This is a genomic window from Thioclava sp. F28-4 (genome assembly GCF_002020045.1).
In the GTDB taxonomy this organism is placed as follows: Bacteria; Pseudomonadota; Alphaproteobacteria; order Rhodobacterales; family Rhodobacteraceae; genus Thioclava; species Thioclava sediminum.
On the sequence record NZ_MPZQ01000001.1, the window covers coordinates 972,562 to 997,156 of the forward strand.

The window sequence follows — 24,595 nt, forward strand, 5'->3', positions numbered from 1 at the left end:
TTCGGCTTGCGTAGGTCCGCATCCCATGCGCTCGGCTCTCAAGACCGACAAGAGACGACAGCGTCCAACGCCCGTCCGTAATTTTCAGCTTTTCGTCCCGATCTCATCGAGTGCGCGGCAGAGCCGTTCCGTAACCTGCTCGGTGCTGGCTGTGCCGCCGAGGTCGCGCGGGCGACTCTCGGGATCGGCTGTCACGACCTCGATCGCGCGCATCATTTGCGCCTCGGCCTCGGTCTCTCCCAGATGCCCCAGCATCATTGCAGCACTCCAGAAGGTGCCGATGGGATTGGCGACGCCCTTGCCGGTGATATCGAAGGCCGAGCCGTGGATCGGCTCGAACATCGACGGCGCGGCGCGCTCGGGGTTGAGGTTGGCCGTGGGGGCGATGCCGATGGACCCCGCGAGCGCCGCCGCGAGATCCGAGAGGATGTCGGCGTGGAGGTTCGTGGCGACGATCGTGTCGAGCGAACGCGGATCGAGCGTCATGCGCACGGTCATCGCGTCGACCAGCATCCGGTCCCATGTCACGTCGGGAAACTCGGTCGCGACCTCGGCGGCGATCTCGTCCCACAGCACCAACCCGTAGCGCTGCGCGTTGGATTTCGTCACCACCGTCAGACGCTTACGCGGGCGCGCCTGAGCCTGCGAGAAGGCCACGCGCATGATGCGCTCGACGCCGGTGCGGGTGAAGATAGCGGTCTCGGTGGCGACCTCGTGCGGCTGGCCGCGATGGCTGCGCCCGCCCTGCCCCGCATATTCGCCCTCGGAGTTCTCGCGCACGATCAGCCAGTCCAGATCTTCCGGACCGACACCCGCAAGCGGGCTCGACAGGCCCGGCAGGATACGGGTGGGCCGCAGGTTCGCATATTGATCGAGCCCCTGACAGATCGCGAGGCGCAGCCCCCAGAGCGTCAGGTGATCGGGCACGTCCGGAGCGCCGACCGCGCCGAATAGGATCGAGTCATAGGCTCGCAGTGCATCGACCCCATCTGCGGGCATGAATGTGCCCTCGCGCTGAAAGCGTTTCGAGCCCCAGTCGAAGCGGTCGACCTCGAGCCGGAACGCGTTGGTCTGGCGGCTCAGGTGGTCAAGCGCCGTCAATGCCGCGTCGACCACCTCCGGCCCGATCCCGTCGCCGGGGATGGCCGCGATACGATGAACCCGGGTCGTCATGGCCGCATCACTTCTTCAACCACGCCTTGAAGGCGTCACCGTAATCGGGATGCCAGCGCGACAAGGGCGGGCGGTTCTCGGTGATGTCGCCCGCCGCCCAGAGGATGCGCTTCACATCCGTTGCGCGATCCACGTCGTTGTCGGGGCACAGAATGTAGAAATCGCCGCGCTCGATCGAGTCGAAGAGGAACTCCACGACCTGCTCGGGCGTCCATGCATCGGCAGGTTTCTCGGTGCGCCCGCCCGCGGTGAGGGGCGTGTAGACGAAGCCCGGGATGAACAGCCGCGCTTCGACCTTGCAGTCCTCGCGGTTGCGCAGCTCGTGCTGCAGCGCCTCAGTAAAGGCCTTCACGCCAGCCTTCGACACGTTATAGGCCGGATCGCCCGGAGGCGTGGTGATCCCCTGCTTCGAGCCGGTATTGACGATCAGGCCCGGCGCGCCCGACGCGATCATACGCGGCGCGAAGATCTGGCTGCCGCGGATGATGCCACCCATATTCACGTCGAGGATGCGGTCCCAGTTGCCCTCCGCATCGAAGATCGAGCTGCCGGGCTGCATGCCCGCATTGTTCATCAGCAGATTGACCGGCCCGAAATGCGCCCAGACCTCATCGGCGAGCGCCGTGAGCTGCGCCCGGTCCGAGACATCGGTGGCCTGCGTCATCACGTCGGCCGCCGCCGCGCCCGCAGCGATCAGGGCGTCGTAGGCGGCTTCGAGCGCAGCCCCCGGCAGATCGGCGATGCAGACACGCATCCCCAGCCCGGCGAGGTGGCGGGCGGCGGCGAGGCCGATACCAGAAGCCCCTCCGGTGACGACTGCGACATTGCCTTTGGCGAGAGCGGGATGCATGGGATTTCTCCTTTTTTCGTTCGGTGTCCGAGATCGACGCGCCTCAGGCGGTTGCGCCGGCGAAGACCTCGAAATCGGTATCGATGATGGTGGGTGTCGACGGGCGTTCGGGCGAGGCCAGAACCTCCTCGATCGCCTTCTTGCCGATGAGATAACGGTTCGAGCGGACAGTCGAGAGCGGCTGGGGCAGCTCCTTGCCGATATCGAGACCGTTGAAGCCGAATATGGCGAACTGGTCGGGCAGGCTGATGCCTTCGGCAAGGCAGTGGAAGACGCCGCCCACGGCCATGTCGTCGTTGGAATAGACGGCGACGTCGATCTGCGGGGCCGACGCACGCAGGCGCGCCGTCTGCTCCCGACCCGTCCCGACCGAGCTGGGTCCGTCGTCGATCGCATGCGCTTCGATCGACAGGCCGGACTCCGCGAGCGCCTCGCACAGCCCATCATAGCGCAGCCGCGCCCGGCGGTCGGCGTTCCAGTCATGGCCGACATAGCCGAAATGGCGGTAACCGCGCGAGATCAGGTGGCGACCGATCGCGTGGCCTGCGCGGCGATGCGAGGTACCCACCGCGATGTCGATCGGCGTGCTGTCGATATCCATCATCTCGACGACGCGGATATCGCTCTGCTCGAGCATCTTGCGGGTGGCGTCGGTGTGGTCGAACCCGGCGAGCAGGATCGCGGCGGGTTTCCAGCTGAGAATGCCGCGCACGACGGCCTCTTCGCGCTCGACATTGTAATCCGTCGTAGAGATCACCGGCTGCAGGTCGCTTCCGTCGAGCCCGGCATGGACGCCCTGCAGAACCTCCGGAAACACGATGTTGGAGAGCGACGGGATGACAACGCCCACGAGGAAGGAGTCGAGCGAGGCCAGCGAGCCCGCGATGCGGTTGGGGACGTAACCCATGGCGCGGACCGTCTCCATGACCTTCTCGCGGGTGGACTCGGCGACGAGCCCCTTGTTGCGCATGATCCGCGATACCGTCGACTCGCTGACATTGGCACGGCGCGCGACCTCGCGCACCGTGATCTTGCTCTTGCGGTCGGGCAATCGCTGCTTGGTCCCCATGACGCTTTCCTCCAATTCCTTTCGGGCAAGCCCGAGTTAATGACCCAGAAATGCACCTAGCGGCAGCGTTTTCATAGGCCATACGTGCATGGGCGCTAAAAACATCGCGGGGACCGTGGCGATCATACCTCCACGTATTTGCGCCACGGATGCGCTTCCTTGAAGCCCAGAACCTCACGCGCCTTGCGGTTCGAAATCGGCGCCTCGTCTGGGCCCATCTCGCGAGTGATCGGCGTGTTCGGGCAGTATTTCTTCAAGAACTCGGTGGTCGGCATATCGGCGGTGATCGTGTCGTTGACCGCGTTGAACACCTGATAGCCCAGCCCGTCCTTCTCGATGCACAGATGCACGATCTCACCCAGATCGCGGGCGTCGATATAGCTCCACGCGTTGCGCTTGCGGCTCATCGGGTCCTTAAGGAAGCCCTTGAACATGCCGTATTCATCCGGCTCGATCACGTTACCGATGCGCAGCGCATAGATATCCGCGCCGTAGCGGGCGGCGAAAGCGCGGGCGGTCTTTTCGTTGCAGACCTTGGAGAGGCCGTAGCTGTCCATCGGATCGCTGTCGTAATCTTCCTCGAGCGGGAAGGAGTGGAAATCCTTGTCGCCCTCGGCGAAGCACACGCCATAGGTCGTCTCGGACGAGGCGATGATCACCTTGCGCACGCCGAGCTTCATCGCCGCCTCGAGCACGTTGTAAGTGCTCATGACATTGGCCTGATAGGTCACGTTGTCGGGCTCGATCAGCACGCGCGGGATCGCGGCGAAATGCACGATCGCATCGGGCGGCGACGGCGGCGCGCCCTTCTCGAACCCGCCGAAGTCGTGGTGGGTGGTCAGCGCGTTGAACACGGCGCCGCTGTCGGTCACATCGGTGATCAGCGTGTTGACGCCGGGTAGGTCGAGCGGCTTGAGGTCGACGTTGAGCACATCGTAGCCCTTGCTCAGCAGATGCGGCACCGCATGACGCCCAGCCTTGCCGGTTCCGCCTGTAAATACTACGCGCTTGGTCATTTCAGTCTCCGTTTCGTTCATTCACATTTGGTTCGACGGGACGGCCTCAGCCGGTCGCCGCCAGCATCACGCTTTCCTGCGTGGCGTTCTCTCGGGTCAGTTCGCCGCTGATCTTCCCCTCCTTCAGCACGATCACACGGTCGCTGATCGCGAGAATCTCCGGCAGATCCGAAGAGACGACGATGATCGACATGCCCTCCTCGGCCATCTTGCCCAGCAACGTGTGGACCTCGGCCTTCGCGCCGATGTCGATCCCGCGCGTCGGCTCGTCGACGATCAGGATCTGCGGGCGCCGCGCGGCCCATTTCGCCAAGACGACCTTCTGCTGGTTGCCGCCCGACAGGTTGAGCACTTTCTGCTCGGGCGACGGCGTCTTGATGCCCAGCGCGCGGATGTAATCCGCACAGGCCGCGGTTTCCTTGCGACGGTTCACGAAGTCGAGGCTGCAATAGTCACTCAGATGCGTTAGCGAGAAATTCTCGCGCACCGACATGCCGAGGACAAGCCCGCGCGACTGCCGATCCTCGGTCACAAATCCGAGCCCATGCTCGATCGCGTCCGAGGGCGAGGAAATCCGCGTCGGTTTGCCGTTGATCGAAATCTCCCCGCTATGGGGGCGGCTGCCGAAGATCATCTCCATCACTTCGGTCCGCCCGGCGCCGACCAGACCGAAGAAGCCCAGCACCTCGCCGCGACGCAGGTCGAAATCGACGTCGCGCACGAAGACGCCTTCGTCCTTCACGCGTTTCTCGGTGAGATTTCGGACCGACATCAGAACCTCGTCGGTCGCGTGGGAGATGTGATGGCCGAAGAGCTGATCGAGCTCGCGATCCACCATCAGGCGCACCAGCAGGTCGCTCGTCATCTCGGAAACGGGCCGGGTGTCCACGGTGCGCCCGTCGCGCAGCACGGTGACGCGGTCGGCAATCTCGAAGATTTCCTCGAGCTTGTGCGAGATGAAGACGATGCCGACACCCTGCGCGGCCAGCTTGCGCGACATGCGCAGCAGCGTCGATGCCTCGTGGTGGCTGAGCGACGCGGTCGGCTCGTCCATGATGATGAGTTTGGAATTGTAGGAGATGGCGCGGGCGATCTCGATCAGCTGTCTCTGGCCGATCGAAAGCGTGCCGACCATCGCTTCGGGGTCGATTTCCACGCCAAGTTCGTGCAGCACTGCGCGGGTGTCCGCATTCATCTTGGTGCGGTCGATCAGGCCGGTGGGCAACAGCGGCTCGCGCGCGAGAAAGACGTTCTCGGCAACGGTGAGGTTATTCACCACCGCGAGTTCCTGGTAGATGATCGAGATGCCGAGCGACCGGGCATGGACCGGGTTCTTAATGACGACGGGCTCGCCCTCGACCCGGATCTCGCCGCCCGGATCGGCGCGCAGCACGCCGGTCATGATCTTCATCAGGGTGCTCTTGCCGGCGCCGTTCTCACCCGCCAGCACATGCACCTCTCCCGAATTGAGATGCAGGTCGACGTGGTCCAGCGCCTTCACCCCGGGAAAGGTCTTGGAAATGCCGATCATTTCGAGAAACGGTTTCATCGCGGCCTCTGGCTGAAGAATGTCGGGCGGGGCCGCGTTTGGCCCCGCCCAGGTCTTGTCGGAGATTACTTGGTGTAGCTGTCGAGGTTGTCGGCAGTCACAACGGTCACACCGGTGTCGATGTTCTGCGGGTCGGTCTCTTCACCCTTGATCTGGGCCACGAGATGCTCGACCGCCAGCTTGCCCATCGTGATCGGGCGCTGCACCATGATGCCGTCGATGAAGCCTTCCTTCACGCCTTTGATCGTGTCGGGCAGATCGTCGAAGGCAAAGACCTTCAGCTGGCCTTTCTTATCCGCGAATTCCTGCTGCGCGAGAACCTTCGCCACGGCCGGGCCACCGACCTGGCTGATGCCGAAGATGCCCGAGAGGTTCGGGTTGGCGCGCAGGAGCGCCTCGGTCACCGACACGGCGCGCGCGAGGTCATCCTCGGTGCCTTCGGTCGCGACCAGCTTGATGTCGGGATAGTCCGCCAGCGCCTCCTTCACGCCGTCGATCCGCTCGTTCAGGTTCGAGGCGCCGAGCTGACCGGTGACGATCGCCACTTCACCCTTGCCGCCGAGCGCTTCCGCCATGGATTTGCCCATGGTCACGCCAGCCTGCTTGTTGATCGTGCCGATATACATGCTGCGCGAGCTGTTGGCGCTGTCACTGTCGAAGGTGACGACCTTGATGCCCGCATCGGTGGCCTGCTTGATGATGCCTTCGACCGATTTCGGCTCGTTGACCGAGATCCCGATCCCGTCGACATGGCGTGCCATCAGGTCCTCGATGATCTTGACCTGCGTCGAACCCTGCGTGTTCGCGGGCACAACCCACTGATACTTCACGCCCAGTTCATTGGCCGCTTCCGCGCCACCGGTGTTGCAGTCGTCGAAGAACGGAACGGCCACTTTCGGCACGAGCGCCACGGTGATGTCCTGAGCATAGGACGCTGCGGTCCCCATACCGGTTGCCAGGGCCAGAACCGCAGCGGCGGCTTTCATTGCAATACGCATCTTGTCTCCTCCTCCGGACCCAACCAACCGCGGCGGGCCCCTGTTGTTGATGCAGTTTCGGTTTCACGCCCCGCACCGGGGCATTCTTCGTCCGGATCTCGCGCCGCTCTCTCCTCTTCGAGACGCGGTCCGGCTTCTTGATCTTGTTCCTTCCCGGACGGCGCGGCTCAGCCGCGCCCGCCCATCCGATTGCGCAGCACGTCCAGGCTGACCGCGATCAGGATCACGCCGCCGGTAATGGCCTGCTGGGCATAGGTGTTGATGTTGAGCAGCACGACGCCGTTGGCGATCTCACCGATCAAGGCTGCCCCGATGACCGCACCGAGCACCGAGCCGATACCGCCCGCGAGGCTCGCCCCGCCGATTGCGGCCGCGGCGATCACTTCAAGTTCCGAGCCAAAGCCGGACGCCGGTTCCGCCGAAAGATAACGCGAGAAGGCGATGACGCCGGCCAGCGCGGAAATCGTCGAGGACAGAACATAGACCGCGAGCTTGACGCGCTGGACCTTCACCCCGCTCAGACGCGCCGCGTTCTCGTTGCCGCCCGTTGCATAGACGTGCCGACCGAAGCGGGTCCGGGTCATGATGACCGTGAAGATGAGCGTCAGCACGAGCAGGATCACCACCGGCACCGGCACCGGGCCGACATAGCCCTGCCCCAGAAAGCTGAAGCTCTCGGGCGTCTCCGGGGTCAGCGGCACGCCGTGGGTGATCATGTACATAAGGCCGCGCCCGATGCTCAGCGTGCCGAGCGTCGCGATGAAGGGCGGCAGGCCGATCGCAGTGATCAGCAGCCCGTTGGTCAGCCCGAAGGCAAGCCCCACACCGAGCCCCGCAGCCACCGCCGCATATTGCGAATAGCCCGCGTCGAAACAGAGCGCCGTGATCAGACCGGCAAGCCCCATCGCGGAGCCAACCGACAGGTCGATCCCGCCCGTGATGATGACCATCACCATGCCGATGCTCATGATCGCCGTCAGCGAGAATGCCCGCGACACGCCCATCAGGTTCGACACGGTCAGGAAATACGGTGTGAACAGGCTGATCAGCAGCCCCATCAGGATCAACGCGATCAGAACGTTGAATTCACGCATGTGACGCAGTTGAAGCAATTGATGCAGGACTCGCATGGATTTCCTTTCCGATGGCGTGACCGAATTTTCCGACAGTGCCAAAACGCCCCTCCCTTCTCCGCATCCCCGACGTTCCACTCGCTCATCCCGGAACCGATCTCGTCGGTGAGGGGCTGGCGGGTCGGACGGGGATACGCCCGAAAATGCTAGCGCTGCCATTCCTCCTGTGACAGCGCTGTCATATTGCGAACTGCAAAGACGACTTGTCAATCAGCAAATAACAAAAACTTGTCTCAGGACAGGTGTCGGAACGACGCGCCCTCCCCGGCGGAACATAGTTCCGACCCCCGCCGAAGCGTTTCAAACAAGGGCCTTGAGACATTCCGGCTTGTCATCGCGCCGGGTCCGTGGTGATACTCGCAAAACATGACAGCGCTGTCATAGCCAACGGGGCGAAAGCACCCAGACCGCAACAAAGGAGCCCGCCGATGACCGACGGAAGACACGAATCACCCCGCCCTTTGGCGATGATCCACACCGTCGCCGGGCTGATCCCGGAACTCGAAGGTCTGGCGCAGGAGCACCTGCCCGACTGGAAAGTGTTCAACATGCTCGACGAGAGCCTTCTGCGCCTGACGATCCGCGAGGGGTCGGTCAGCCCGATGACGGCGCGACGCCTGACGGGCGTGATCTGGTCGGCGGTCGATGCGGGGGCCGAAGCCGTGCTCGTGACCTGCTCCAGCCTCGGCGGCGCGGTCGAACGTATCGCACCGCTCTGCCCGGTCCCGCTGATCCGTATCGACGAGGGGATGGCACAGGAGGCCGTCGCAAAAGGCCGCCGCATCGGCGTGCTCGCGACCCTGCAATCGACCCTGACACCCACCGTCGAACTGGTCGAACGCGTCAGCCGCGAGGCCGGGGCGGACAGCACCATCACGAGCGAGGTCGTCGAAGGCGCCTTCGAGACGCTGCAATCGGGCGACCGGGAAGGACATGACGCGCGGGTGGCTGAAGGCATCGCCCGGCTCGCCCGCGAAAACGACGTGGTCGTTCTGGCACAGGCCTCGATGGCGCGCGCGCTCGAACGGCTCGAGCCGAGCGCGGATGACCCGCCGGTCCTGACCAGCCCGACGCTGGGCATCGCCCATGCAGCAAGACGTCTGGCGCGCTGATCGCGCCTAAGGAAACGACACTCAAGAGGAGGAGATATCCATGAAATACAGAACCCTAGGACGATCGGGGCTCAAGGTCTCGGTGCTCACGATGGGCACGTTCACCTTCGGCGGCGCGGGCGCCTTCAAGGCCGTCGGCGCCCAAGGCGTCAGCGAAGCGCGCAAGCTGGTCGATACCTGCATCGACGCCGGTATCAACCTCTACGACACCGCGAACATGTACTCGACCGGCCTCTCGGAAGAGATCCTTGGCGAAGTGCTCGACGGTCGGCGCGACGACGTGCTGATCTCCTCCAAGGCGCGGATGCGGATCGCCGACGGCCCCAACGACGAGGGCTTCTCGCGCTATCACCTGATCCGCGAATGCGAACGCTCGCTCAAGCGTCTGCGCACCGATCACATCGACATCTACCACATGCATGAATGGGACGGCGTGACCCCGATGGAGGAGATGGTCTCGGCGCTCGACACGCTCGTGCAACAGGGCAAGGTCCGCTACATCGCCTGCTCGAACTTCTCGGGCTGGCACATCATGAAGGCGCTCGGCGTCAGCGACCGGAGCCTGCGCGAGCGCTTCGTGGCACAGCAGATTCACTACACGCTCGAGGCCCGCGAGGCGGAATACGAACTGCTCCCGATCTCGGTCGATCAGGGGCTGGGTGTGCTGGTCTGGAGCCCGCTCGCCGCCGGCCTCCTGTCGGGCAAGCATCGCCGCGGCAAGGACACTCCGGAAGGCTCGCGTCAGTTCGCAGGCTGGACCGAGCCGCCGATCCGCGACGAAGAGAAGCTGTGGAACATCGTCGACACGCTGGTCGAGATCGGCGACGCGCATGGGGTCTCTGCCGCGCAGGTCGCGCTGGCATGGCTGCTGACGCGTCCTGCGGTCAGCTCGCTCGTCATCGGCGGACGCAACGAACAGCAGTTCCGCGACAATTTCCGCGCCGTGGATCTGGAGCTGAGCGAGGACGAGCTGAAGCGCCTGCACGAGGTCAGCAAGCTGCCCGTGATCTACCCCTACTGGCACCAGCAGCAATTCGCCTCGGACCGGTTCAGCCCGGGCGACTGGGCGCTGCATCGCGATTACATCGAAAGCTGATCAGCGGCGCGCCTTCGTCTCAGGCGAAGGCGCGCATCCACCCGAGGCCGTCCTCGGTCCGGCCCGCCGGGCGATATTCGCACCCCACGAACCCGTCATAGCCCAGCGCGTCCAGCTCACGAAGGATGCGCGTATCGTCGAGCTCACCGGTGCCGGGCTCATGCCGTTCCGGGACGGCAGCAATCTGCACATGCCCGATGATCGGCGCCATCTCTCGTAGCCCCATCAGCACGTCTCCGTGCAGGATCTGGCGGTGATAGATGTCGAATTGCAGCTTGAGATTAGGCAGCCCCAAAGCCGCGATCAGATCGGCGGCGAAGCTGAAATCATCCAGAAAATAGCCCGGCATGTCGCGCGTGTTGATCGGCTCGATCACCACGTCGCGCCCCTGCGCCCCGGCCGCCTCGCAGACTCGCCGCAGCGAGTCGCGATAGGCTTGCCGCGCTGCCGTATCTTGGCGTGAGGCCAGCCCGCTCATCACATGGACCCGCCCGACCCCGGTCGCCTCTGCATAACGCAAAGCGGTGTCGATCGAGGCCCGAAATTCCTCTCCGCGTTCCGGCAGAGCCGCCAGCCCGCGATCACCCGCCGCCCAATTGCCGGGCGGCAGATTGAAGAGCGCCTGCGTCAGCCCGTGCTCATGCAGCCGCTCCGCGATCGCCTCGGGCGGGTGGTCATAGGGAAAGAGATATTCGACCGCATCGAAGCCTGCCTTTTTCGCCGCGGCGAAGCGGTAGAGAAAATCGTGCTCGGTGAACATCATCGTCAGGTTGGCGGCAAATTTCGGCATCGCTCAGCCCTCACTCGCGGGGGTGGCGGTGGGCAGTTCGAGACCTGCGATATCTGCCAGCATCCGCGCCACCGAGGCATCGTCATCGCGCCCCATGCCTGCCGCCGCCGTCATGACGAACATCTGCATGGCTGTGCTTGCAATCGGCGTCGGGAATTTCATGTCCCGCCCGATATCCGCCACGATCCCGAGGTCCTTGGTGAAGATATCCACCGCACTGCGCGGGCTGTAATCGCCCTCGAGCACATGCGGCACCCGGTTCTCGAACATCCAGGAATTGCCTGCCGAGGCGGTGATCACCTCGTAGACCTTCTCCAGATCCAGATCCATCGCCTTGGCGAAGGTGATCGCCTCGCAGGCCGCCGCGATATGCACCCCGGCCAGAAGCTGATTGACCACCTTGAAAGCCGCGCCCGTGCCCGCCTCCTCGCCCAGCTCGTAGACCTTGGCCGCGACGCTATCGAGCGCCGGGCGGATGCGCGCAAAGGTCGCAGACGGCCCCGAGCCCATGATCGTCAATTCACCGCTGGCCGCACGCACGGCGCCGCCGCTGATCGGCGTGTCGAGATACTCCACGCCCACCTCGGCGCAGCGCTTGGCGAAGACGCGCGCCAGATTGGGCGCCATCGTGGCGCAGGACATCACGACGCCGCCTTTGGACATGGTCGCAACGGCGCCGCCCGGTCCGAAAAGCACCTGCTCTGTCTGGTCGGCATTGACGACCACGGCGATCACCAGATCCGCATCTTGCGCACCCGTCGCAGGGTCAGCCGCAACCGCGCCGCCAAGGGCGGAGAAGCGCTCCATCGCATCGGCATTCACATCGACGCCCGTCACCGCGAACCCGTCTCGCAGCAAGCTCTCGGCCATGCCGAAGCCCATCGATCCCAGACCGATGACACAGACCTTCGTCTCTTGGGGTGACTTCATGCGGAATACCTCTCAATCGCCGATTTCTAGTCTCACTCCGCCCCCTCCCAGCGTCCATCTTGCGCTTGCATTGCTGGAATGATAGCGTTGTCATTACATCGTTAGCCCGAGCCGCAACGGCTTGGCAAGGGCTATGTGAAATCGCCGTCCCGAGCCGTCGGGGCGATCGGCGATCTGTGGACCGAGGGAGGAATTTCCATGCTGATCGGAGCGGTCGCCGACGATATTACCGGCGCCACTGACCTGTGCCTGATGCTGTCACGCAGCGGGTTGAAGACGCGGCAGGTCATCGGCCTGCCGGGGCCGCAAATGGACCTGTCGGGGGCCGATGCGGTGGTGGTCGCGCTGAAGTCGCGCACCATTCCGGCAGCCGACGCGGTCGAGGTGTCGCTGCAGGCCGCGAAAGCCCTGCGCGCAGCCGGGGCGCAGCGCCTGATGTTCAAGTATTGCTCGACCTTCGACTCCACCGACGAAGGCAATATCGGGCCCGTCACCGAGGCCCTGATGGAGTTCACCGTCGCGACCCTGACCATCGCCTGCCCCGCCTTCCCGGCGACCGGGCGCACGGTCTACAAGGGCCACCTCTTCGTGGGCGACCGCCTGCTGTCGGAAAGCCCGCTGAAAGACCACCCGCTCACCCCGATGCGCGACCCCGATCTGGTGCGGGTTCTGGGGCGGCAGACGGCGCTGAAAGTGGGCTCCATCGACATCACCACGATCCGGCAGGGAGAGGCCGCGCTGCGCAAAGCGCTCGACGCGGCGCGCACCGCTGGCACCCGCATCGTCGTCACCGACACGATCGACGAATCGGATCTGATGACGCTCGGCGCGGCCTGCGCGGAGATGCCACTGATCACCGGCGGCTCGGGCATCGGTCTTGGTCTGGCCGCAGCGCTTCGCGACCAGAGCGACGCGCATAGCGCACCGGATCGGATGCCAGCCCCGGAGGGCCGCTGCGCGATCCTCGCGGGCTCCTGCTCGGTCGCGACCCGTGGCCAGATCGCGGCGGCGCAAGCGGCGGGCCTGCCGAGTCTCGCACTCGACGTGGAGGCGCTGACCGAAGGCAGACAGAGCGCGGACGAGATCGCCGACTGGGCCATCGCGCAGCCCGCCGACAGCACGCCCCTGATCTATTCCAGCGCCGATCCTGCGCAACTCAGCAAGATCCAGTCCCGTCTGGGCCGTGACGCCTCCGGCGCGCTGGTCGAAGACACGCTGGCTGCGGTCGCCGAACGCCTGCGCGACGCCGGGTTCACCCGGATGTTGATCGCAGGCGGCGAGACGTCGGGCGCGGTGACGACAGCGCTTGGGGTGCGCTTGCTCGACATCGGTCCCGAGATCGACCCCGGCGTGCCGTGGACGATGAGCCTGTCCGGCCCTCGCCTCGCGCTCGCGCTCAAATCGGGCAATTTCGGCGCCGAGGATTTTTTCCTCAAGGCGTGGGACCTGCTGGAGCCGGAGGTCGAACATGTCTGACGAAACGCGTCTGCGCGACCAGATCTGCACCATCGGGCGCTCGCTCTTCGACCGCGGCCTGACCGCCGGGTCTTCGGGCAATATCTCGGCGCGGCTGCCCGATGGCGGCTGGTTGATGACGCCGACCAACGCCTCGCTCGGCACGCTCGATCCGGCCCGGATCTCGCTCTTCGACCGGGACGGAAATTTCGTCTCGGGAGACAAGCCGACCAAGGAATCCTTCCTGCATTTCGCGATGTATGACGAGCGTCAGGAGGCGGGCGCGGTGATCCACCTGCACTCGACCCATTCGACGGCCGTCTCGATCCTGCGCGACATCGACCCCGAAGACGTGCTGCCGCCGCTGACCGCCTATCACGTGATGCGCGTGGGCAAGCTGCCGCTTGTCCCCTACTACGCGCCGGGCGATCCCGAACTGGCCGAGGCCGTGCGCTCGCTCGCCAGCGCGCATCATTCGGTGCTGCTGGCCAATCACGGCCCCGTCGTCGCAGGCACCAGCCTCTCGAACGCGCAATACGCCGCCGAAGAGCTGGAGGAGACCTCCAAGCTGTTCCTCGCGCTGCAAGGGCACGCGATCCGCCCGCTCACCCAGTCGCAGGTCGCGGACCTGCGCAAGCGCTTCAATCTCTGACCCGAATTTCACGACCTACCGACCCAAGCGGAGTACCCAATGACTAAGACCCAGGAAACCATCGGCTTCATCGGCACCGGCCTGATGGGCCACGGCATGGCCAAGAACATCGTCGAGAAAGGCTATCCGCTGACCGTGATCGCCCACCGCAACCGCAAGCCGATCGAGGACCTGGTCTCGCGCGGGGCGACCGAGGCATCGTCCTACGAAGACCTCGCCGCCCGTTCGTCGATCATCTTCCTGTGCCTCACCGGCGCGCCCGAGGCCGCCGAGGCGGTCGCGAAGCTGACCCCGGGCCTGAAAGAAGGCAGCGTGATCATTGATTGCTCGACCGGCGAACCGACCATGACGATGAAGCTCGCACAGGACATGGAGGCAATCGGCGTCGCCTATGCCGATGCACCGCTCAGCCGCACCCCGAAAGAGGCTTGGGAAGGTACGCTCGATTGCATGGTCGGCGCGGATGAAGAGCTGTTCGCACGCATCGAACCGGTCATCGACACCTGGGCGGGCAAGATCGTGCGCGTGGGCAGTCTGGGCGACGGCCACCGAATGAAGCTGCTCAACAACTTCATCTCTCTCGGCTATGCCGCGCTTTATTCCGAAGCCCTCGCGCTGTCGCGCAAGGTCGGCATTCCGGTCGAGCAGTTCGACAAGGTGATCCGGGGCGGCCGGATGGATTGCGGCTTCTACCAGACCTTCATGGGCTACGCGCTCGAGGGCAACCGCGAGGCGCACAAGTTCACCCTCGCCAATGCCTACAAGGATCTGCGCTATGTCGAGACGATGGCCAATGCCGCCACGGTCGCGACCCCGCTCGCCAGCACCGCCAAGAATGCCTTCGCGATGGCGATGGCAACCGGTGGCGACGGCTCTGAAGATTACGTGCCGCATCTCGCGGATTTCGTAGCACGCGCGAACGGGCTCGACTGAGCCCACGCACCTCCCGAAAGCGACGTTTCAGCCCGGCCAGAAATGGTCGGGCTAAGCATTTACCGGCTCCGCCCGAGCGGTCCGGTTTGAATGTTCGTGCATGGCCCGCCGCGAGCCCACCGGGAGGATGGACTCAGGGGCTGGTGAGGGCACTCCTCACTCGTCGGGGTGGAACAGATGCGTCCGTGCGGGGTCGAACGCCAGATCGATCCGTTCGCCGCGTTCGAATTGCTTGTCCTCGCTGAAGGCGGCGATCAGGCTCGTGCCGTCCGTCATCGCCAGATCGACGACCGTTTCACTGCCCAGCCGTTCGACGAGCGATACCTGACCGTGCAGGACGCCCTCATCGGGCGTGCTGGGGGTGACGTATTGCGGGCGCAGGCCCAGCAGGGCGGTGTCGCCGGGGGCGAATTTGCGACCGCGCACGGGCACGACGATCGGGTCCATGGAGTGGCGCGCGACCTTGGCGTTTTCGCTGTCGGCCTCCAGGACTTCGACCTCTAGGAAATTCATCGACGGCGCGCCGAGGAAGCCTGCAACGAAGCGGTTGGCCGGGTTGTGATAGAGCTCCATAGGCGAGCCCGACTGCATCACCAGCCCGTCGCGCAGCACCACGATCTTGTCGGCGAGCGTCATCGCCTCGACCTGATCGTGGGTGACGTAGATCATCGTCGCGCCCAGTTGCTTGTGGAGCTTGCCGATCTCCATGCGCATGTCCATCCGAAGCGCCGCGTCGAGGTTCGAGAGCGGCTCGTCGAAGAGGAAGACCGAAGGGTTGCGGGTGATCGCGCGCCCGATCGCGACGCGCTGGCGCTGGCCGCCCGAGAGCTGGCTGGGGCGACGGTCGAGCAGATGCTCCATCTGCAGAATTTCGGCGGCGCGCTGCACTTTCTCCGCCTTCTCGGCTTTCGACGCGCCCGAGATGGTGAGGCCGAAGGCCATGTTGTCGCGCACGCTCATATGCGGAAAAATCGCGTAGCTCTGGAACACCATCGCCACGCCGCGTTCGCGGGGCTGCACGTCATTGACGCGCTCGCCGTCGATCTCCAGCGTGCCGCCCGATATGTCCTCGAGCCCGGCGATCATCCGCAGCAGCGTGGATTTCCCGCAACCCGAGGGGCCGACGAAAACGCAGAACTCGCCATCGGCGATGTCGATATCGACGCCGCGGATAACCTCATGCGCACCATAGCTCTTGCGCAGACCGCGCAGCTTGATGTCTGCCATGTCACTTCCCTCCCTGCTCGGCATCCGGATCGATGTGAAGATAACCCTCCGCGTCCACGAGAACGGGTTCCGGATCGCGGATCTGGCCGACGAAATGGTCGTGGCCATTGTCGTCGAACCCCATGATCACCAGACCCTCGGCGGTCTTGAGGATGCGTGCGGCATAGCGCCGGCACGGGTTCGCGCCATCGAGGAAGCCGGGGGCGATCCGCCACGGCCCGCGCGGGTCGTCTGCGATCAGGTAGTGGTTGCCGGTCACCGGGGTCATACCGGTTTCCGCGATCCGCGCGCGGCTCCAGTGCTCGGCGGCGGTGCAGAACAGGCAATACCAGCGCCCGTTCTCCTCGAAGACCTGCGGCACTTCGAGTTGGCCGAACCCGCCGACGAAGACCGGCGGCTGGAGGTCCCAGTGGATCAGGTCGGGCGAGGTGGCGAAGCCGATGGCCCCGGCCGCGTTCGCCTCTTCGATGCCGGGGGCGCGGGCGGTGAAATACATCAGCCAGCCATCGCCTGCGGGGTCGCGCATCACCCAAGGGTCGCGCATCGCCCGGTCGTGCCAGTGACCGACAATGTGTTCGGCCTCGTACTGCGCGGCATTGGGCCCGGTCAGGTCGAGGCAGAGCCCGTCGCCGACGCGGTCCCAGTTGTGCAAGTCGTGCGAGGTCGCGTGACCGATGCGCTGATAGAGCCCGTCTTCGGACTGCCGACCGCCCGTGTAGAACAGGTGCCACAGCCCGTCATCGTCGCGCAGCACCGAGCCGGTCCAGGTGACCAGATCGTCCCAGGCCGGGGCCGGAGCGGGCGTCAGCGACGTCCCCAGATGCTGCCAGCTTATCAGGTCGTCCGAGACCGCGTGGCCCTGGCTGACGTTGAAGTGGCGCAGGTCCGGATCGCCGAGCGACTTGTCGGCCTTGAGGAACCAGGCATGCCAGCGTTCGCCGTCATGGGCATACCAGCTGTCCCAGACCCATTGCTTGTCGAGTGCGAGAACCATGTCGGATTATCCTTTCACGCCGGTAGAGGCGATGGAGGCGATGAACGCCTTTTGAAGCACGAGATAGAAGGCGAGAACCGGCACCGTGATCAGCGTCAGGTAAGCCATGATCTCCCCCCAGGCGGGGTTGAGTTGGAAGAAATACTGCAGGCCGACCATCACCGGGCGATACTGCTCTTGCTGGACCACGATCAGCGGCCAGAGATACTGGTTGTACATGATCAGGAATTTCAGGATCGCGGCGGTCGCGATGACGGGCCCCGAGAGCGGGATCACCACGCGGCGATAGATCTGGAACCAGCTTGCGCCCTCGACGCGGGCCGCTTCGATCAGCTCTCCGGGCAGGCCTTTGAAATACTGCACGAAGAGGAAGATCGTCAGCCCGTCCGCGATCCACGGGATGATCTGCACGCGGTAGCTGTCGAGCCAGCCCCAACTGAGCCCGTCCAGCCCCAGCCAGGGCAGTTTCGACACTTCCAGGAGAAGCGGGATCGCGATCGTCTCGAACGGCACGATGAAGGTCGCGAGAATGATCGAGAGCATCACGTCGCGCCCGCGCCATTGCAGGAAGACGAAGGAGAACCCGGCGAGCGAACAGATCACCAGCGACAGCAGCACCGTCGTCCCGGTCACGAAGATCGAGTTGAAGACGAAAAGCCCGACCGGGGCGCGCTCGAAGGCGCCGGTGTAATTGTCGAGGCTGAGCTGGCCCACCGGCAGGAAGGCGCGCAGGCTCGACGTGTCGCGCAGCAGCTCGTCGCTGGGCTTGAAGCTGGACATCACCATGAACAGCAGCGGCAGAACGAAGATCAGCGCGATCAGGATCAGCACGAGATAGCGCACACCCAGCCGCAGATTGCGGTTATCGGAACCAATGACACTCATTTCAGCGCTCCCTCGTCAGCCAGCGTTGGATCATCGAAATCACCAGAACGATCAGGAACAGGATCACCGAGATCGCCGAGCCACCCGCGATGTTCTGCATCCCGTAGCCGCGTTGCACGGCCTGGAAGACCAGCGTCTGGGTGGAGTCGAGCGGCCCGCCCTTCGTCATGACGTCGATCTGGGCGAAGATCGCGAAGGCCTGCATGGTGATCACGATCAGCACGAGCACCGCGGTGTGTCGCAGCCCCGGCCAGGTGACATAGCGGAAGGTCTGCCATTTCGACGCGCCTTCGATCGCTGCGGCCTCGTAAAGCGTGGGCGGGATCGTCTGCAGCCCGGAGAGCCAGATCACCATGTGGAAGCCCACCGCCTGCCAGATCGACATCGTGATGATCGCGCCAAGCGCGGTATGTGGATTGCCCAGCCAGTCGACGGGCTGGAAATGCCCGAAGCTCAGGAAGGACAGCATGTTGTTCAAGAGCCCGTTTTGCCCCGAATAGATGAAACGCCAGAGCAGCGAGACGACGACGATCGAGACCACCACGGGCATGAAATAGATGGTGCGGAAGATCGTGATCCCGCGCAGTTTCTGATTGATCAGCAGCGCGAGACCCAGCGCGATCGCGGCCTGGATCGGTGCGACCATCAGCACGAAGATGCAGGTGTTGAGCAGCGCTTTCCAGAAGACGACGTCGCTTGCGATCACCACATGCGCCGTGTCGCCCGAGACCCAGCGGAACCATTCCTGCATACCGTGATATTGCGGCGTGTCAGGGTTGCGTGTGATGGAGCGCAGGCGGGGAAATTCGGCCTGTCCATCGGCATCGGTGACGGTCTTGCCCGCGCTATCGGTCTTGGCCTGAAGGTCGACCACCGCGATGTTGAGCATTTCCCGGTAGTTCTCGAGGCCTACGAAACGCGTGGCATTAGGCGAGATCAGCCGCTGGTTGGTCAGCGAGAAGCCGACGCCCAGAAAGAAAGGCGTGATGATGAAGGCGAGGATCAGCACGATGCCCGGCAGGGCAAAGGCCCATCCCGCCCGATTGGCGGAAGTCAGTGACGAGCGCATGGCGCGGTCTCCCGGTCTGAAGTTGGAGGTGGGGGCGCGGCAGTTGCGCGCCCCCGCGGCACAGCGACTCAGTTCTTCTTGTAGCCGTCGTTGCGCTTGATATCGGCGTTGATCTGGTCGGTGGCGGAATCGAGCGTGTCGATCACGTCAGCCCCGTCTGCGATATCCGCGGCGGCCTTCTGGAACACCTTGGAGTCGACGACGTAGCCGGGCGTCACCGGACGTTTCTCGGCTTGCGCCTCGGACAGGCCGTAGAACACTGCGAGCGGACCGCCCGTCTTGTAGTTCTTGGTCATCTGCGCAGCCGACTTGGTGGCCGGGATCAGGCCGAGCGCATCCGAGAACTCCGCCAGATACTTGTCCTGCGTCGCGAACTTGATGAACTCCGCCGCACCCTCGGGAGCCTTGGAGCTGGCCGAGATGCCGAACTGCCAGGACGCGCCGCCGATCTTGGAGCCGTTGCCGAAGTCCGGCGCGGGCAGGAACTCGACATCGTCGACCTTGTCCATCGTCTTGACCGCATTCCAGTTGCCGTTCCACGAGAACGCGTATTTGCCGTCGACGAAGCCGGTTTCATGGGCTGCCGGGTCCTGGCTCGTGCCGGGCGCCAGCTTGTCGGCAAACAGCGACTGCCACCAGTTGCCCCATGCGATCGCGGCATCGCCGTTGAGCACGCCCTCTGCGGTGTCATAGGTCTCGCGGTTGACCAGCCCGCCGCCGAAGCTCTGCAGGAAGGGCAGGAAGGCGTAGGGATACCACTCGCCCTTGTCCGACATGCCCAGATCGATCGCGTAGTCGAACTTGCCGCTCTTCTTCGCGGCCTCGAGCGCGCTCATGAACTCGTCTTTGGTCCAGGGTTTGTCGAGCGTGGGCGTGCGCAGCCCCAGCTCTTTCATCGTGGACTTGCGCGCATAAAGCGCGACCGCCGCGTCCCAGAGCCCGATCGAGTAGAGCTTGCCGTCATAGACGCCCTTGGTGCCGGGCAGGAAATCCTTGAAGTGATCTTCCGGGATCGGCAGCGGCTGCAGATAGCCCGACCAGGCCCAGTTCGGCATGATCGGCCCGTCCATGTCGAGAATGTCGGGCAGGTTGCCCGCGAGGGCTGCTGCCGTCACCGAGTCATTGTAGCTGTTTTGCGGGAAGCTCTGCAGCGCGACCTTGTAGTCCGACTGGCTCTTGTTGAAGTCGTCGATGATCTGGTTGACGATCTTGCCTTCCACCTTGTTGCCCGCGCCGTGATACCACATCGTCAGATCGGTGGTCGCGAAGGCAGCACTGCAGAACCCGGTGGCGGCAATGACCGCCCCGGCCGTCACATTCAATAGTTTCATGTCATCCTCCCTTGGATGTCTGGCTTTCGAGTTCGAGGTCGGTCACGGAGGAGCGCCAGAATACGCGTCCCGCCACCCGCACAGGGTCGTGCGGACGGGATGCCTCCTCCGAGATCATGGAAAGCAAAAGCTCGGCCGCCTGCCTGCCCATCTCGGCATAGGGCAGTTCGACCGTGCTCAGCGGCGGGTAGAGGGTCTCTGCGATCGCGCGGTAATTATCGAAACCGGCGATGGAGATATCCTCCGGGACACGGATGCCGCGGGTGCGCAGCAATCCGTAAAGCTGCATCGCCATCTCGTCATTGCCGCAGCAGATCACGGTTGGCGGCTCCAGCAGCGCGAGGATCCGATCAAGCGCCTCGTCGAGCCACTGGTGCAGAAATTCGGTGTTGATCGGGTAGCCTGGCGATACGAGCGCGGGGTCGTAGGCGATCCCCGCGGCCTCAAGCGCTTCGCGATACCCCTCGATGCGCAACGGCACCGCATCCATTGCGGGATCGAATGTCAGATAGGCAATGCGCCTGTGGCCATGCGCGGTCAGACGCTCGACGAGCCGTTTCTCACAGGCCTTGTCGTCGGGCACGATCGCCGGGGTGCCATGGGCGTCGTAGCAGTTTGCGAGCACCAGCGGGCAAGCCGGTGTCGCGGTCTCGAAGGCCACCCGCTTGTGATAGTCGGCGACATAGATCAGCCCCTCGACCCGATGCTCCTGAAACGTGCGCAGGAGTGCGGGAACCTTGTCGATCTGTCCGGCCGTATCCGCGATCATCAAGGTCAGATCGCGCTCGGCGACGACCTGCTGAATGCCCTGAAGGATGAACAGATCGGGCAGCCCCTTGGGGTCGGACAGCTCGGCCGTGCGCGAAATCGCCCCCGTCACGACGCCGATCAGACCCGACCGGTTCGAGCGCATCATGCGTGCCGCGCTCGAGGGGACATATTTCAGCTCGCGAATGGCGGTTTCCACCTTCTCGCGGGTCTTTTTGCCGACCGGCGCATCCCCGTTCACGACGCGCGACACCGTTTTCGGCGAAACGCCAGCCAGCTTTGCTACATCGTAAATCGTCGACACGACGGCCCCTCCAACGCGGAAAAAACTCCGCGACTCCCAAAAGACATCGATGTCATAATTAAAAATGTCATCGATGTCAAATTGAGTTGGGATGCGACCCTTAGGCCCTGCCCCGTGCGTCTTGGAAGTGCGATCTCCCGAACTGGAGCTCTCCGAGAGCCCTCAGCACCACCACGAAGTCCGGGTGATCGATAAGCGGTTCAATATCTTCGGAATGCATATTCCGCGCAGGTGAAGCGCAGGGCCCGCACGCGCGCGATCGTTCTCGGGCCGATTGTAGCCGGGCAGCACGACAAGGCCGACGCCGAGCGACGACAGGCCGCTCCCCGATGCCTTGAGGATCGCATGCGCCGCAGCCCGGCAGTCAGCGGGCGGCCCGCAAGATCTGCTCGACCCCTTCCGCGTCCAAGCGGATCGGATTGCCTCCGGCGCACGGATCACGCAACGCATCGGCGACCAGAGCGGGAATATCACTGTCATTCACCTTCACGCCCATTTCGCTCAGCGTCGAGGGCATGTCGATGCGCGCCTGCAACGCCTCCAACCACGCAAGAACCGCCGCGCCGGGATCGTCGCCCTCAAGGCGCAATTCATGCGCGAGGGTCGCCATCTGCTCTCTCACGGCAGGCAGGTTGAAGCGGAGCACATGGGGCATCAGCACCGCATTGAGCATCCCGTGATGCGCATCGTAACGCGCGCCCAACGGATGCGCCAAAGCATGCACCGCCCCGAGCCCCTTTTGCAGGGCCGTGCAGGCCATCGCGGAGGCGACGATCATGTTCGAGCGCGCCTCCAGATTTTCAGGCTCCCAATAGGCCGTCGCGAGGGCTCCGTCGATCATCTTCAGCGCCGTCAGGGCCAAGCCATCGGCCATCGGGTGCCAGCCCGGCGCGCAGAGTGCCTCCAGCGCATGCGAAAGCGCATCCATACCGGTTGCGGCCGTCAGAGTGGGCGGCAGGCCAACGGTCAGCTCAGGATCGAGGATCACCAGCTCCGGCAGCATCTCGGGGTGGAAGATGATGACCTTGCGATGGGTCTGGGTATCGGTGATCACCGACGATCTGCCGAATTCGGAGCCCGTCCCTGCCGTTGTCGGGATCGCGATGACCGGCACCATTCCCTCGGTCTGAACGCGCCGGAAGTTGTCGCCGACATCCTCGAAATCCATCAGGGGGCGCGACTGCCCCGCCATCATCGCGACCGCCTTTGCAGCATCCATTGCGGAGCCCCCACCAAGCGCGATGACGCAATCATGGCCGCCTTTGCGCAAGACCTCCCGTCCCGCCATGACATTTTCCACGGTGGGGTTCGGCTGCACATCGTGGAAAAACCCGGGCTCCATGCCGGTAGCTTTCAAGATCTCCAGCGCCTGCGCGGCGATCGAAGAGGTGGCGAGGCCCCTGTCGGTGATCAGCAGCGGTGCCTTCGCACCGATCTCTGCCAAGCCTGCGGGAAGATCGGACAGGCGCCAGGCTCCGAACCAGACTTGCGTCGGGAAGCTCCAGCGCGCGTGGAGGCTCGCAAAATCGAATTCACTCATGGGAAGGTCCTGTCGAAGTGATCAGCTCTCGGCAATCGCGCTCAGGCGGCGACGGGCGGCGCGTTTGCGCAACCTGTCGACGGCGAAGATCAATACCAAGGCGGGGATGAAGGTCAGCGTGGCGAGGGCCGGGTAGATCGGGGACGAGCCCACGGCGATCCCCGAGAAGACGAAGGTCGGCAGCGTCCGTGTCGAGCCCGAGAGGCTGTAGGTTATGTAGAAATTCCCCCAAGACAGCAGGAAGGCGAAGATCGCAGCCGAGAAGATCCCCGGCCAGATCAGGGGAAGCGTGATCTCCCGCAGGATCTGCCAGCGGGTCGCCCCTGCATCCTCGGCGGCATAGTCGAGCGTGTTGTCATAGCCCTGCATCTGCACCGAGATGATCACGATGCAGAACGGCGTGATGTAGATGACATGCCCGATCACCGCAGACCAAAGCCCGGGCGACATGTTCAGCCAGCCGGCCAGCACCGAGAACCACAAGAGCATCACAACGCCCAGCAGAAGCTGCGGGAACAGGAGCGGCGCGAAGGTCAGGATGCGGAAACCCCATTGGAAGCGGAACTTGTAGCGGCTCCAGGCGAAGGCGCCCCCGATGCCAAGAAGCGTCGCGAAGACCGTCGCGAGCACCGCGAGAAGCGCCGAATTGCCAAGCGCGGACCAGAAATCGCGATCCGCCAGCAACTCGCCATACCAGCGGGTCGAGAATTCGGGGATCGGCCAGGACAGGAAGCGGCTCTTGGTGAAGGAGAACAGCACCAGCGTAGCAATCGGGATGTAGAAGAAAATCAGCGCGGCGAACACGGAGCCGTAAAGCAGGACATCCGCAATTCGCTTTTCCATGCGATCAGTCATTCGTCCCCCTCCGCGCCTGCCAGAGCGCGACCGCTCCAGCCACCGTCAAAGCCGCCGCCCCGATCACGATCAGCACGAGCGTCAGCGCCGCTCCCAGGGGCCAGTTCACGCGGGTCTCGAAGCTCTGGCGGATCAGTTCCGCCGCGAGCGGGGACGTCCCGCCCCCCATCACCTTCGGCTCGAGAAACACGCCGAGGCTGAGGACGAACACCAGAACCGCCCCGGCCCAGATACCGGGCTTGGCAAGCGGCAAGGTCACCTCGATGAAGGCGCGCAGCCGGGACGCGCCCGCGTCACGTGCCGCGAGCACCAGATCTCCGTCGATCCGCGCCATGGAGAGCGCGATGGTGAAGATCGTGTAGGGCAGCAGGTTGTAGACCATGCCGATCATCGTCGCGTTCGGCGTGAAGAGCACGTTCACCGCGGCCGGCGGGAACCCGATCGCCTCGAGCGTGCCGTTCAACACGCCGGAGCGGTCGAGAAACAGCACCCAACCGAAGGTCTTCAGGACCGCGTCGGTGAGAAAGGCGAAGACCATCAGCAGCGTGATATGGTCGGACCAGCGCGACAGGCGATGCAGCATGCCATAGGCGATCGGGATCGCGAGGATGGTGCAAAGCACCGTGCAGACCAGCGCCATCATCAATGTGCGCCACATGATCGTCCAGTAATGGACTTGGCTGAACACGTCGGTCCAGACCTTCAGATCCCAAGTCCAGACGAGCCGGTAATATTGCGTGCCCTGAAAACTCAGGAGCGCCGTCATGATCAGCGGGATCACGAAGAACAGCCCCATCAGCAGCAGGAGCGGCAAGGTCGACAGGCGCAATGCCCCGTCCCGCCAGGATTTCTGTATCTCGGCCATC

The 24,595-nt window shown here is 64.2% G+C and carries 23 protein-coding genes; 5 read left to right on the top strand and 18 right to left on the bottom strand.

Annotation, left to right across the window (positions count from 1 at the left end; translation table 11 throughout):
* Nucleotides 1–84: 84 nt before the first annotated feature.
* From BMI87_RS04425 to BMI87_RS04455, 7 genes are all read right to left on the bottom strand, one after another.
* Entirely contained in the window at nt 85–1,173 is a 1,089-nt protein-coding gene (locus BMI87_RS04425) for a tartrate dehydrogenase (RefSeq protein WP_078519921.1), read from the bottom strand.
* Between the two features lie 7 nt (nt 1,174–1,180).
* The gene (locus BMI87_RS04430; RefSeq protein ID WP_078519922.1) at nt 1,181–2,023 is read right to left on the bottom strand and encodes an SDR family oxidoreductase; all 843 of its coding nucleotides are present in this window, start codon (nt 2,021–2,023) and stop codon (nt 1,181–1,183) included.
* Nucleotides 2,024–2,066: 43 nt separating this feature from the next.
* A complete protein-coding gene (locus BMI87_RS04435) occupies nt 2,067–3,092 on the bottom strand; it encodes a LacI family DNA-binding transcriptional regulator (protein WP_078519923.1) in 1,026 nt (341 codons plus the stop codon).
* Between the two features lie 122 nt (nt 3,093–3,214).
* On the bottom strand, nt 3,215–4,108 hold the full coding sequence (locus tag BMI87_RS04440; RefSeq protein WP_078519924.1) for an NAD(P)-dependent oxidoreductase: 894 nt from the start codon (nt 4,106–4,108) through the stop codon (nt 3,215–3,217).
* A 46-nt stretch (nt 4,109–4,154) separates the two neighbouring features.
* Nucleotides 4,155–5,657, bottom strand: a complete 1,503-nt coding sequence (locus BMI87_RS04445; protein WP_078519925.1) for a sugar ABC transporter ATP-binding protein — start codon at nt 5,655–5,657, stop codon at nt 4,155–4,157.
* Between the two features lie 65 nt (nt 5,658–5,722).
* On the bottom strand, nt 5,723–6,655 hold the full coding sequence (locus tag BMI87_RS04450; protein ID WP_078519926.1) for a sugar-binding protein: 933 nt from the start codon (nt 6,653–6,655) through the stop codon (nt 5,723–5,725).
* A 167-nt stretch (nt 6,656–6,822) separates the two neighbouring features.
* The gene (locus tag BMI87_RS04455) at nt 6,823–7,785 is read right to left on the bottom strand and encodes an ABC transporter permease (protein ID WP_075776414.1); all 963 of its coding nucleotides are present in this window, start codon (nt 7,783–7,785) and stop codon (nt 6,823–6,825) included.
* A gap of 431 nt (nt 7,786–8,216) precedes the next feature.
* Here BMI87_RS04455 and BMI87_RS04460 point away from each other — a divergent pair, with 431 nt between their 5' ends.
* Both BMI87_RS04460 and BMI87_RS04465 read left to right on the top strand, forming a co-directional pair.
* Entirely contained in the window at nt 8,217–8,900 is a 684-nt protein-coding gene (locus BMI87_RS04460; RefSeq protein ID WP_078519927.1) for an aspartate/glutamate racemase family protein, read from the top strand.
* Nucleotides 8,901–8,940: 40 nt separating this feature from the next.
* Nucleotides 8,941–9,996, top strand: a complete 1,056-nt coding sequence (locus BMI87_RS04465; protein WP_078519928.1) for an aldo/keto reductase — start codon at nt 8,941–8,943, stop codon at nt 9,994–9,996.
* Nucleotides 9,997–10,015: 19 nt separating this feature from the next.
* Here BMI87_RS04465 and otnI read toward each other — a convergent pair whose 3' ends face one another.
* Together otnI and ltnD are read right to left on the bottom strand one after the other, a co-directional pair.
* Nucleotides 10,016–10,786: a 2-oxo-tetronate isomerase gene (gene otnI / locus BMI87_RS04470; protein WP_078519929.1), complete on the bottom strand. Its 771-nt coding sequence runs from the start codon at nt 10,784–10,786 to the stop codon at nt 10,016–10,018.
* Nucleotides 10,787–10,789: 3 nt separating this feature from the next.
* Nucleotides 10,790–11,716 carry an L-threonate dehydrogenase gene (ltnD, locus tag BMI87_RS04475; protein ID WP_078519930.1) on the bottom strand — a complete coding sequence of 309 codons (927 nt, stop codon included), beginning with the start codon at nt 11,714–11,716 and terminating at the stop codon, nt 10,790–10,792.
* 198 nt (nt 11,717–11,914) lie between these two features.
* On the opposite strand from ltnD, the gene otnK reads away from it, so the two are divergent.
* The 3 genes from otnK to BMI87_RS04490 are packed head-to-tail and all read left to right on the top strand — an operon-like array spanning nt 11,915 to nt 14,756.
* The gene (otnK, locus tag BMI87_RS04480; RefSeq protein WP_078519931.1) at nt 11,915–13,192 is read left to right on the top strand and encodes a 3-oxo-tetronate kinase; all 1,278 of its coding nucleotides are present in this window, start codon (nt 11,915–11,917) and stop codon (nt 13,190–13,192) included.
* Entirely contained in the window at nt 13,185–13,823 is a 639-nt protein-coding gene (gene otnC, locus BMI87_RS04485) for a 3-oxo-tetronate 4-phosphate decarboxylase (protein ID WP_078519932.1), read from the top strand. The genes otnK and otnC overlap by 8 nt, the downstream gene beginning before the upstream one ends.
* A gap of 39 nt (nt 13,824–13,862) precedes the next feature.
* Nucleotides 13,863–14,756, top strand: a complete 894-nt coding sequence (locus BMI87_RS04490) for an NAD(P)-dependent oxidoreductase (RefSeq protein WP_078519933.1) — start codon at nt 13,863–13,865, stop codon at nt 14,754–14,756.
* A gap of 156 nt (nt 14,757–14,912) precedes the next feature.
* On the opposite strand, the gene BMI87_RS04495 is transcribed toward BMI87_RS04490, so the two are convergent.
* The 9 genes from BMI87_RS04495 to BMI87_RS04535 form a co-directional block, all read right to left on the bottom strand.
* Nucleotides 14,913–15,983 (bottom strand): ABC transporter ATP-binding protein, encoded by a 1,071-nt coding sequence (locus tag BMI87_RS04495; RefSeq protein ID WP_078519934.1) that lies wholly within the window; start codon nt 15,981–15,983, stop codon nt 14,913–14,915.
* Nucleotide 15,984: 1 nt separating this feature from the next.
* Nucleotides 15,985–16,977, bottom strand: a complete 993-nt coding sequence (locus BMI87_RS04500) for a levansucrase (protein WP_078519935.1) — start codon at nt 16,975–16,977, stop codon at nt 15,985–15,987.
* Between the two features lie 6 nt (nt 16,978–16,983).
* Nucleotides 16,984–17,862 (bottom strand): carbohydrate ABC transporter permease, encoded by an 879-nt coding sequence (locus BMI87_RS04505; protein ID WP_078519936.1) that lies wholly within the window; start codon nt 17,860–17,862, stop codon nt 16,984–16,986.
* 1 nt (nt 17,863) lies between these two features.
* Complete coding sequence (locus BMI87_RS04510; RefSeq protein ID WP_078519937.1) at nt 17,864–18,931, bottom strand: carbohydrate ABC transporter permease; 1,068 nt, start codon at nt 18,929–18,931, stop codon at nt 17,864–17,866.
* A 68-nt stretch (nt 18,932–18,999) separates the two neighbouring features.
* A complete protein-coding gene (locus tag BMI87_RS04515; RefSeq protein WP_078519938.1) occupies nt 19,000–20,262 on the bottom strand; it encodes an ABC transporter substrate-binding protein in 1,263 nt (420 codons plus the stop codon).
* A gap of 1 nt (nt 20,263) precedes the next feature.
* On the bottom strand, nt 20,264–21,334 hold the full coding sequence (locus tag BMI87_RS04520; protein WP_078519939.1) for a LacI family DNA-binding transcriptional regulator: 1,071 nt from the start codon (nt 21,332–21,334) through the stop codon (nt 20,264–20,266).
* Nucleotides 21,335–21,698: 364 nt separating this feature from the next.
* Nucleotides 21,699–22,874, bottom strand: a complete 1,176-nt coding sequence (locus BMI87_RS04525; protein WP_078519940.1) for an iron-containing alcohol dehydrogenase — start codon at nt 22,872–22,874, stop codon at nt 21,699–21,701.
* Nucleotides 22,875–22,895: 21 nt separating this feature from the next.
* Nucleotides 22,896–23,729 carry an ABC transporter permease gene (locus BMI87_RS04530; RefSeq protein WP_078519941.1) on the bottom strand — a complete coding sequence of 278 codons (834 nt, stop codon included), beginning with the start codon at nt 23,727–23,729 and terminating at the stop codon, nt 22,896–22,898.
* Nucleotides 23,722–24,594, bottom strand: coding sequence for an ABC transporter permease (locus tag BMI87_RS04535; protein ID WP_078519942.1), 873 nt, complete (start codon nt 24,592–24,594; stop codon nt 23,722–23,724). The genes BMI87_RS04530 and BMI87_RS04535 overlap by 8 nt, the downstream gene beginning before the upstream one ends.
* Nucleotide 24,595 lies beyond the last annotated feature (1 nt).

Coding starts and splice junctions, on each gene's coding strand:
- BMI87_RS04425 (WP_078519921.1), bottom strand. CDS start 1,173: ATGACGACCCGGGTTCATCGTATCGCGGCCATCCCCGGCGACGGGATC.
- BMI87_RS04430 (WP_078519922.1), bottom strand. CDS start 2,023: ATGCATCCCGCTCTCGCCAAAGGCAATGTCGCAGTCGTCACCGGAGGG.
- BMI87_RS04435 (WP_078519923.1), bottom strand. CDS start 3,092: ATGGGGACCAAGCAGCGATTGCCCGACCGCAAGAGCAAGATCACGGTG.
- BMI87_RS04440 (WP_078519924.1), bottom strand. CDS start 4,108: ATGACCAAGCGCGTAGTATTTACAGGCGGAACCGGCAAGGCTGGGCGT.
- BMI87_RS04445 (WP_078519925.1), bottom strand. CDS start 5,657: ATGAAACCGTTTCTCGAAATGATCGGCATTTCCAAGACCTTTCCCGGG.
- BMI87_RS04450 (WP_078519926.1), bottom strand. CDS start 6,655: ATGCGTATTGCAATGAAAGCCGCCGCTGCGGTTCTGGCCCTGGCAACC.
- BMI87_RS04455 (WP_075776414.1), bottom strand. CDS start 7,785: ATGCGAGTCCTGCATCAATTGCTTCAACTGCGTCACATGCGTGAATTC.
- BMI87_RS04460 (WP_078519927.1), top strand. CDS start 8,217: ATGACCGACGGAAGACACGAATCACCCCGCCCTTTGGCGATGATCCAC.
- BMI87_RS04465 (WP_078519928.1), top strand. CDS start 8,941: ATGAAATACAGAACCCTAGGACGATCGGGGCTCAAGGTCTCGGTGCTC.
- otnI (WP_078519929.1), bottom strand. CDS start 10,786: ATGCCGAAATTTGCCGCCAACCTGACGATGATGTTCACCGAGCACGAT.
- ltnD (WP_078519930.1), bottom strand. CDS start 11,716: ATGAAGTCACCCCAAGAGACGAAGGTCTGTGTCATCGGTCTGGGATCG.
- otnK (WP_078519931.1), top strand. CDS start 11,915: ATGCTGATCGGAGCGGTCGCCGACGATATTACCGGCGCCACTGACCTG.
- otnC (WP_078519932.1), top strand. CDS start 13,185: ATGTCTGACGAAACGCGTCTGCGCGACCAGATCTGCACCATCGGGCGC.
- BMI87_RS04490 (WP_078519933.1), top strand. CDS start 13,863: ATGACTAAGACCCAGGAAACCATCGGCTTCATCGGCACCGGCCTGATG.
- BMI87_RS04495 (WP_078519934.1), bottom strand. CDS start 15,983: ATGGCAGACATCAAGCTGCGCGGTCTGCGCAAGAGCTATGGTGCGCAT.
- BMI87_RS04500 (WP_078519935.1), bottom strand. CDS start 16,977: ATGGTTCTCGCACTCGACAAGCAATGGGTCTGGGACAGCTGGTATGCC.
- BMI87_RS04505 (WP_078519936.1), bottom strand. CDS start 17,862: ATGAGTGTCATTGGTTCCGATAACCGCAATCTGCGGCTGGGTGTGCGC.
- BMI87_RS04510 (WP_078519937.1), bottom strand. CDS start 18,931: ATGCGCTCGTCACTGACTTCCGCCAATCGGGCGGGATGGGCCTTTGCC.
- BMI87_RS04515 (WP_078519938.1), bottom strand. CDS start 20,262: ATGAAACTATTGAATGTGACGGCCGGGGCGGTCATTGCCGCCACCGGG.
- BMI87_RS04525 (WP_078519940.1), bottom strand. CDS start 22,874: ATGAGTGAATTCGATTTTGCGAGCCTCCACGCGCGCTGGAGCTTCCCG.
- BMI87_RS04530 (WP_078519941.1), bottom strand. CDS start 23,729: ATGACTGATCGCATGGAAAAGCGAATTGCGGATGTCCTGCTTTACGGC.
- BMI87_RS04535 (WP_078519942.1), bottom strand. CDS start 24,594: ATGGCCGAGATACAGAAATCCTGGCGGGACGGGGCATTGCGCCTGTCG.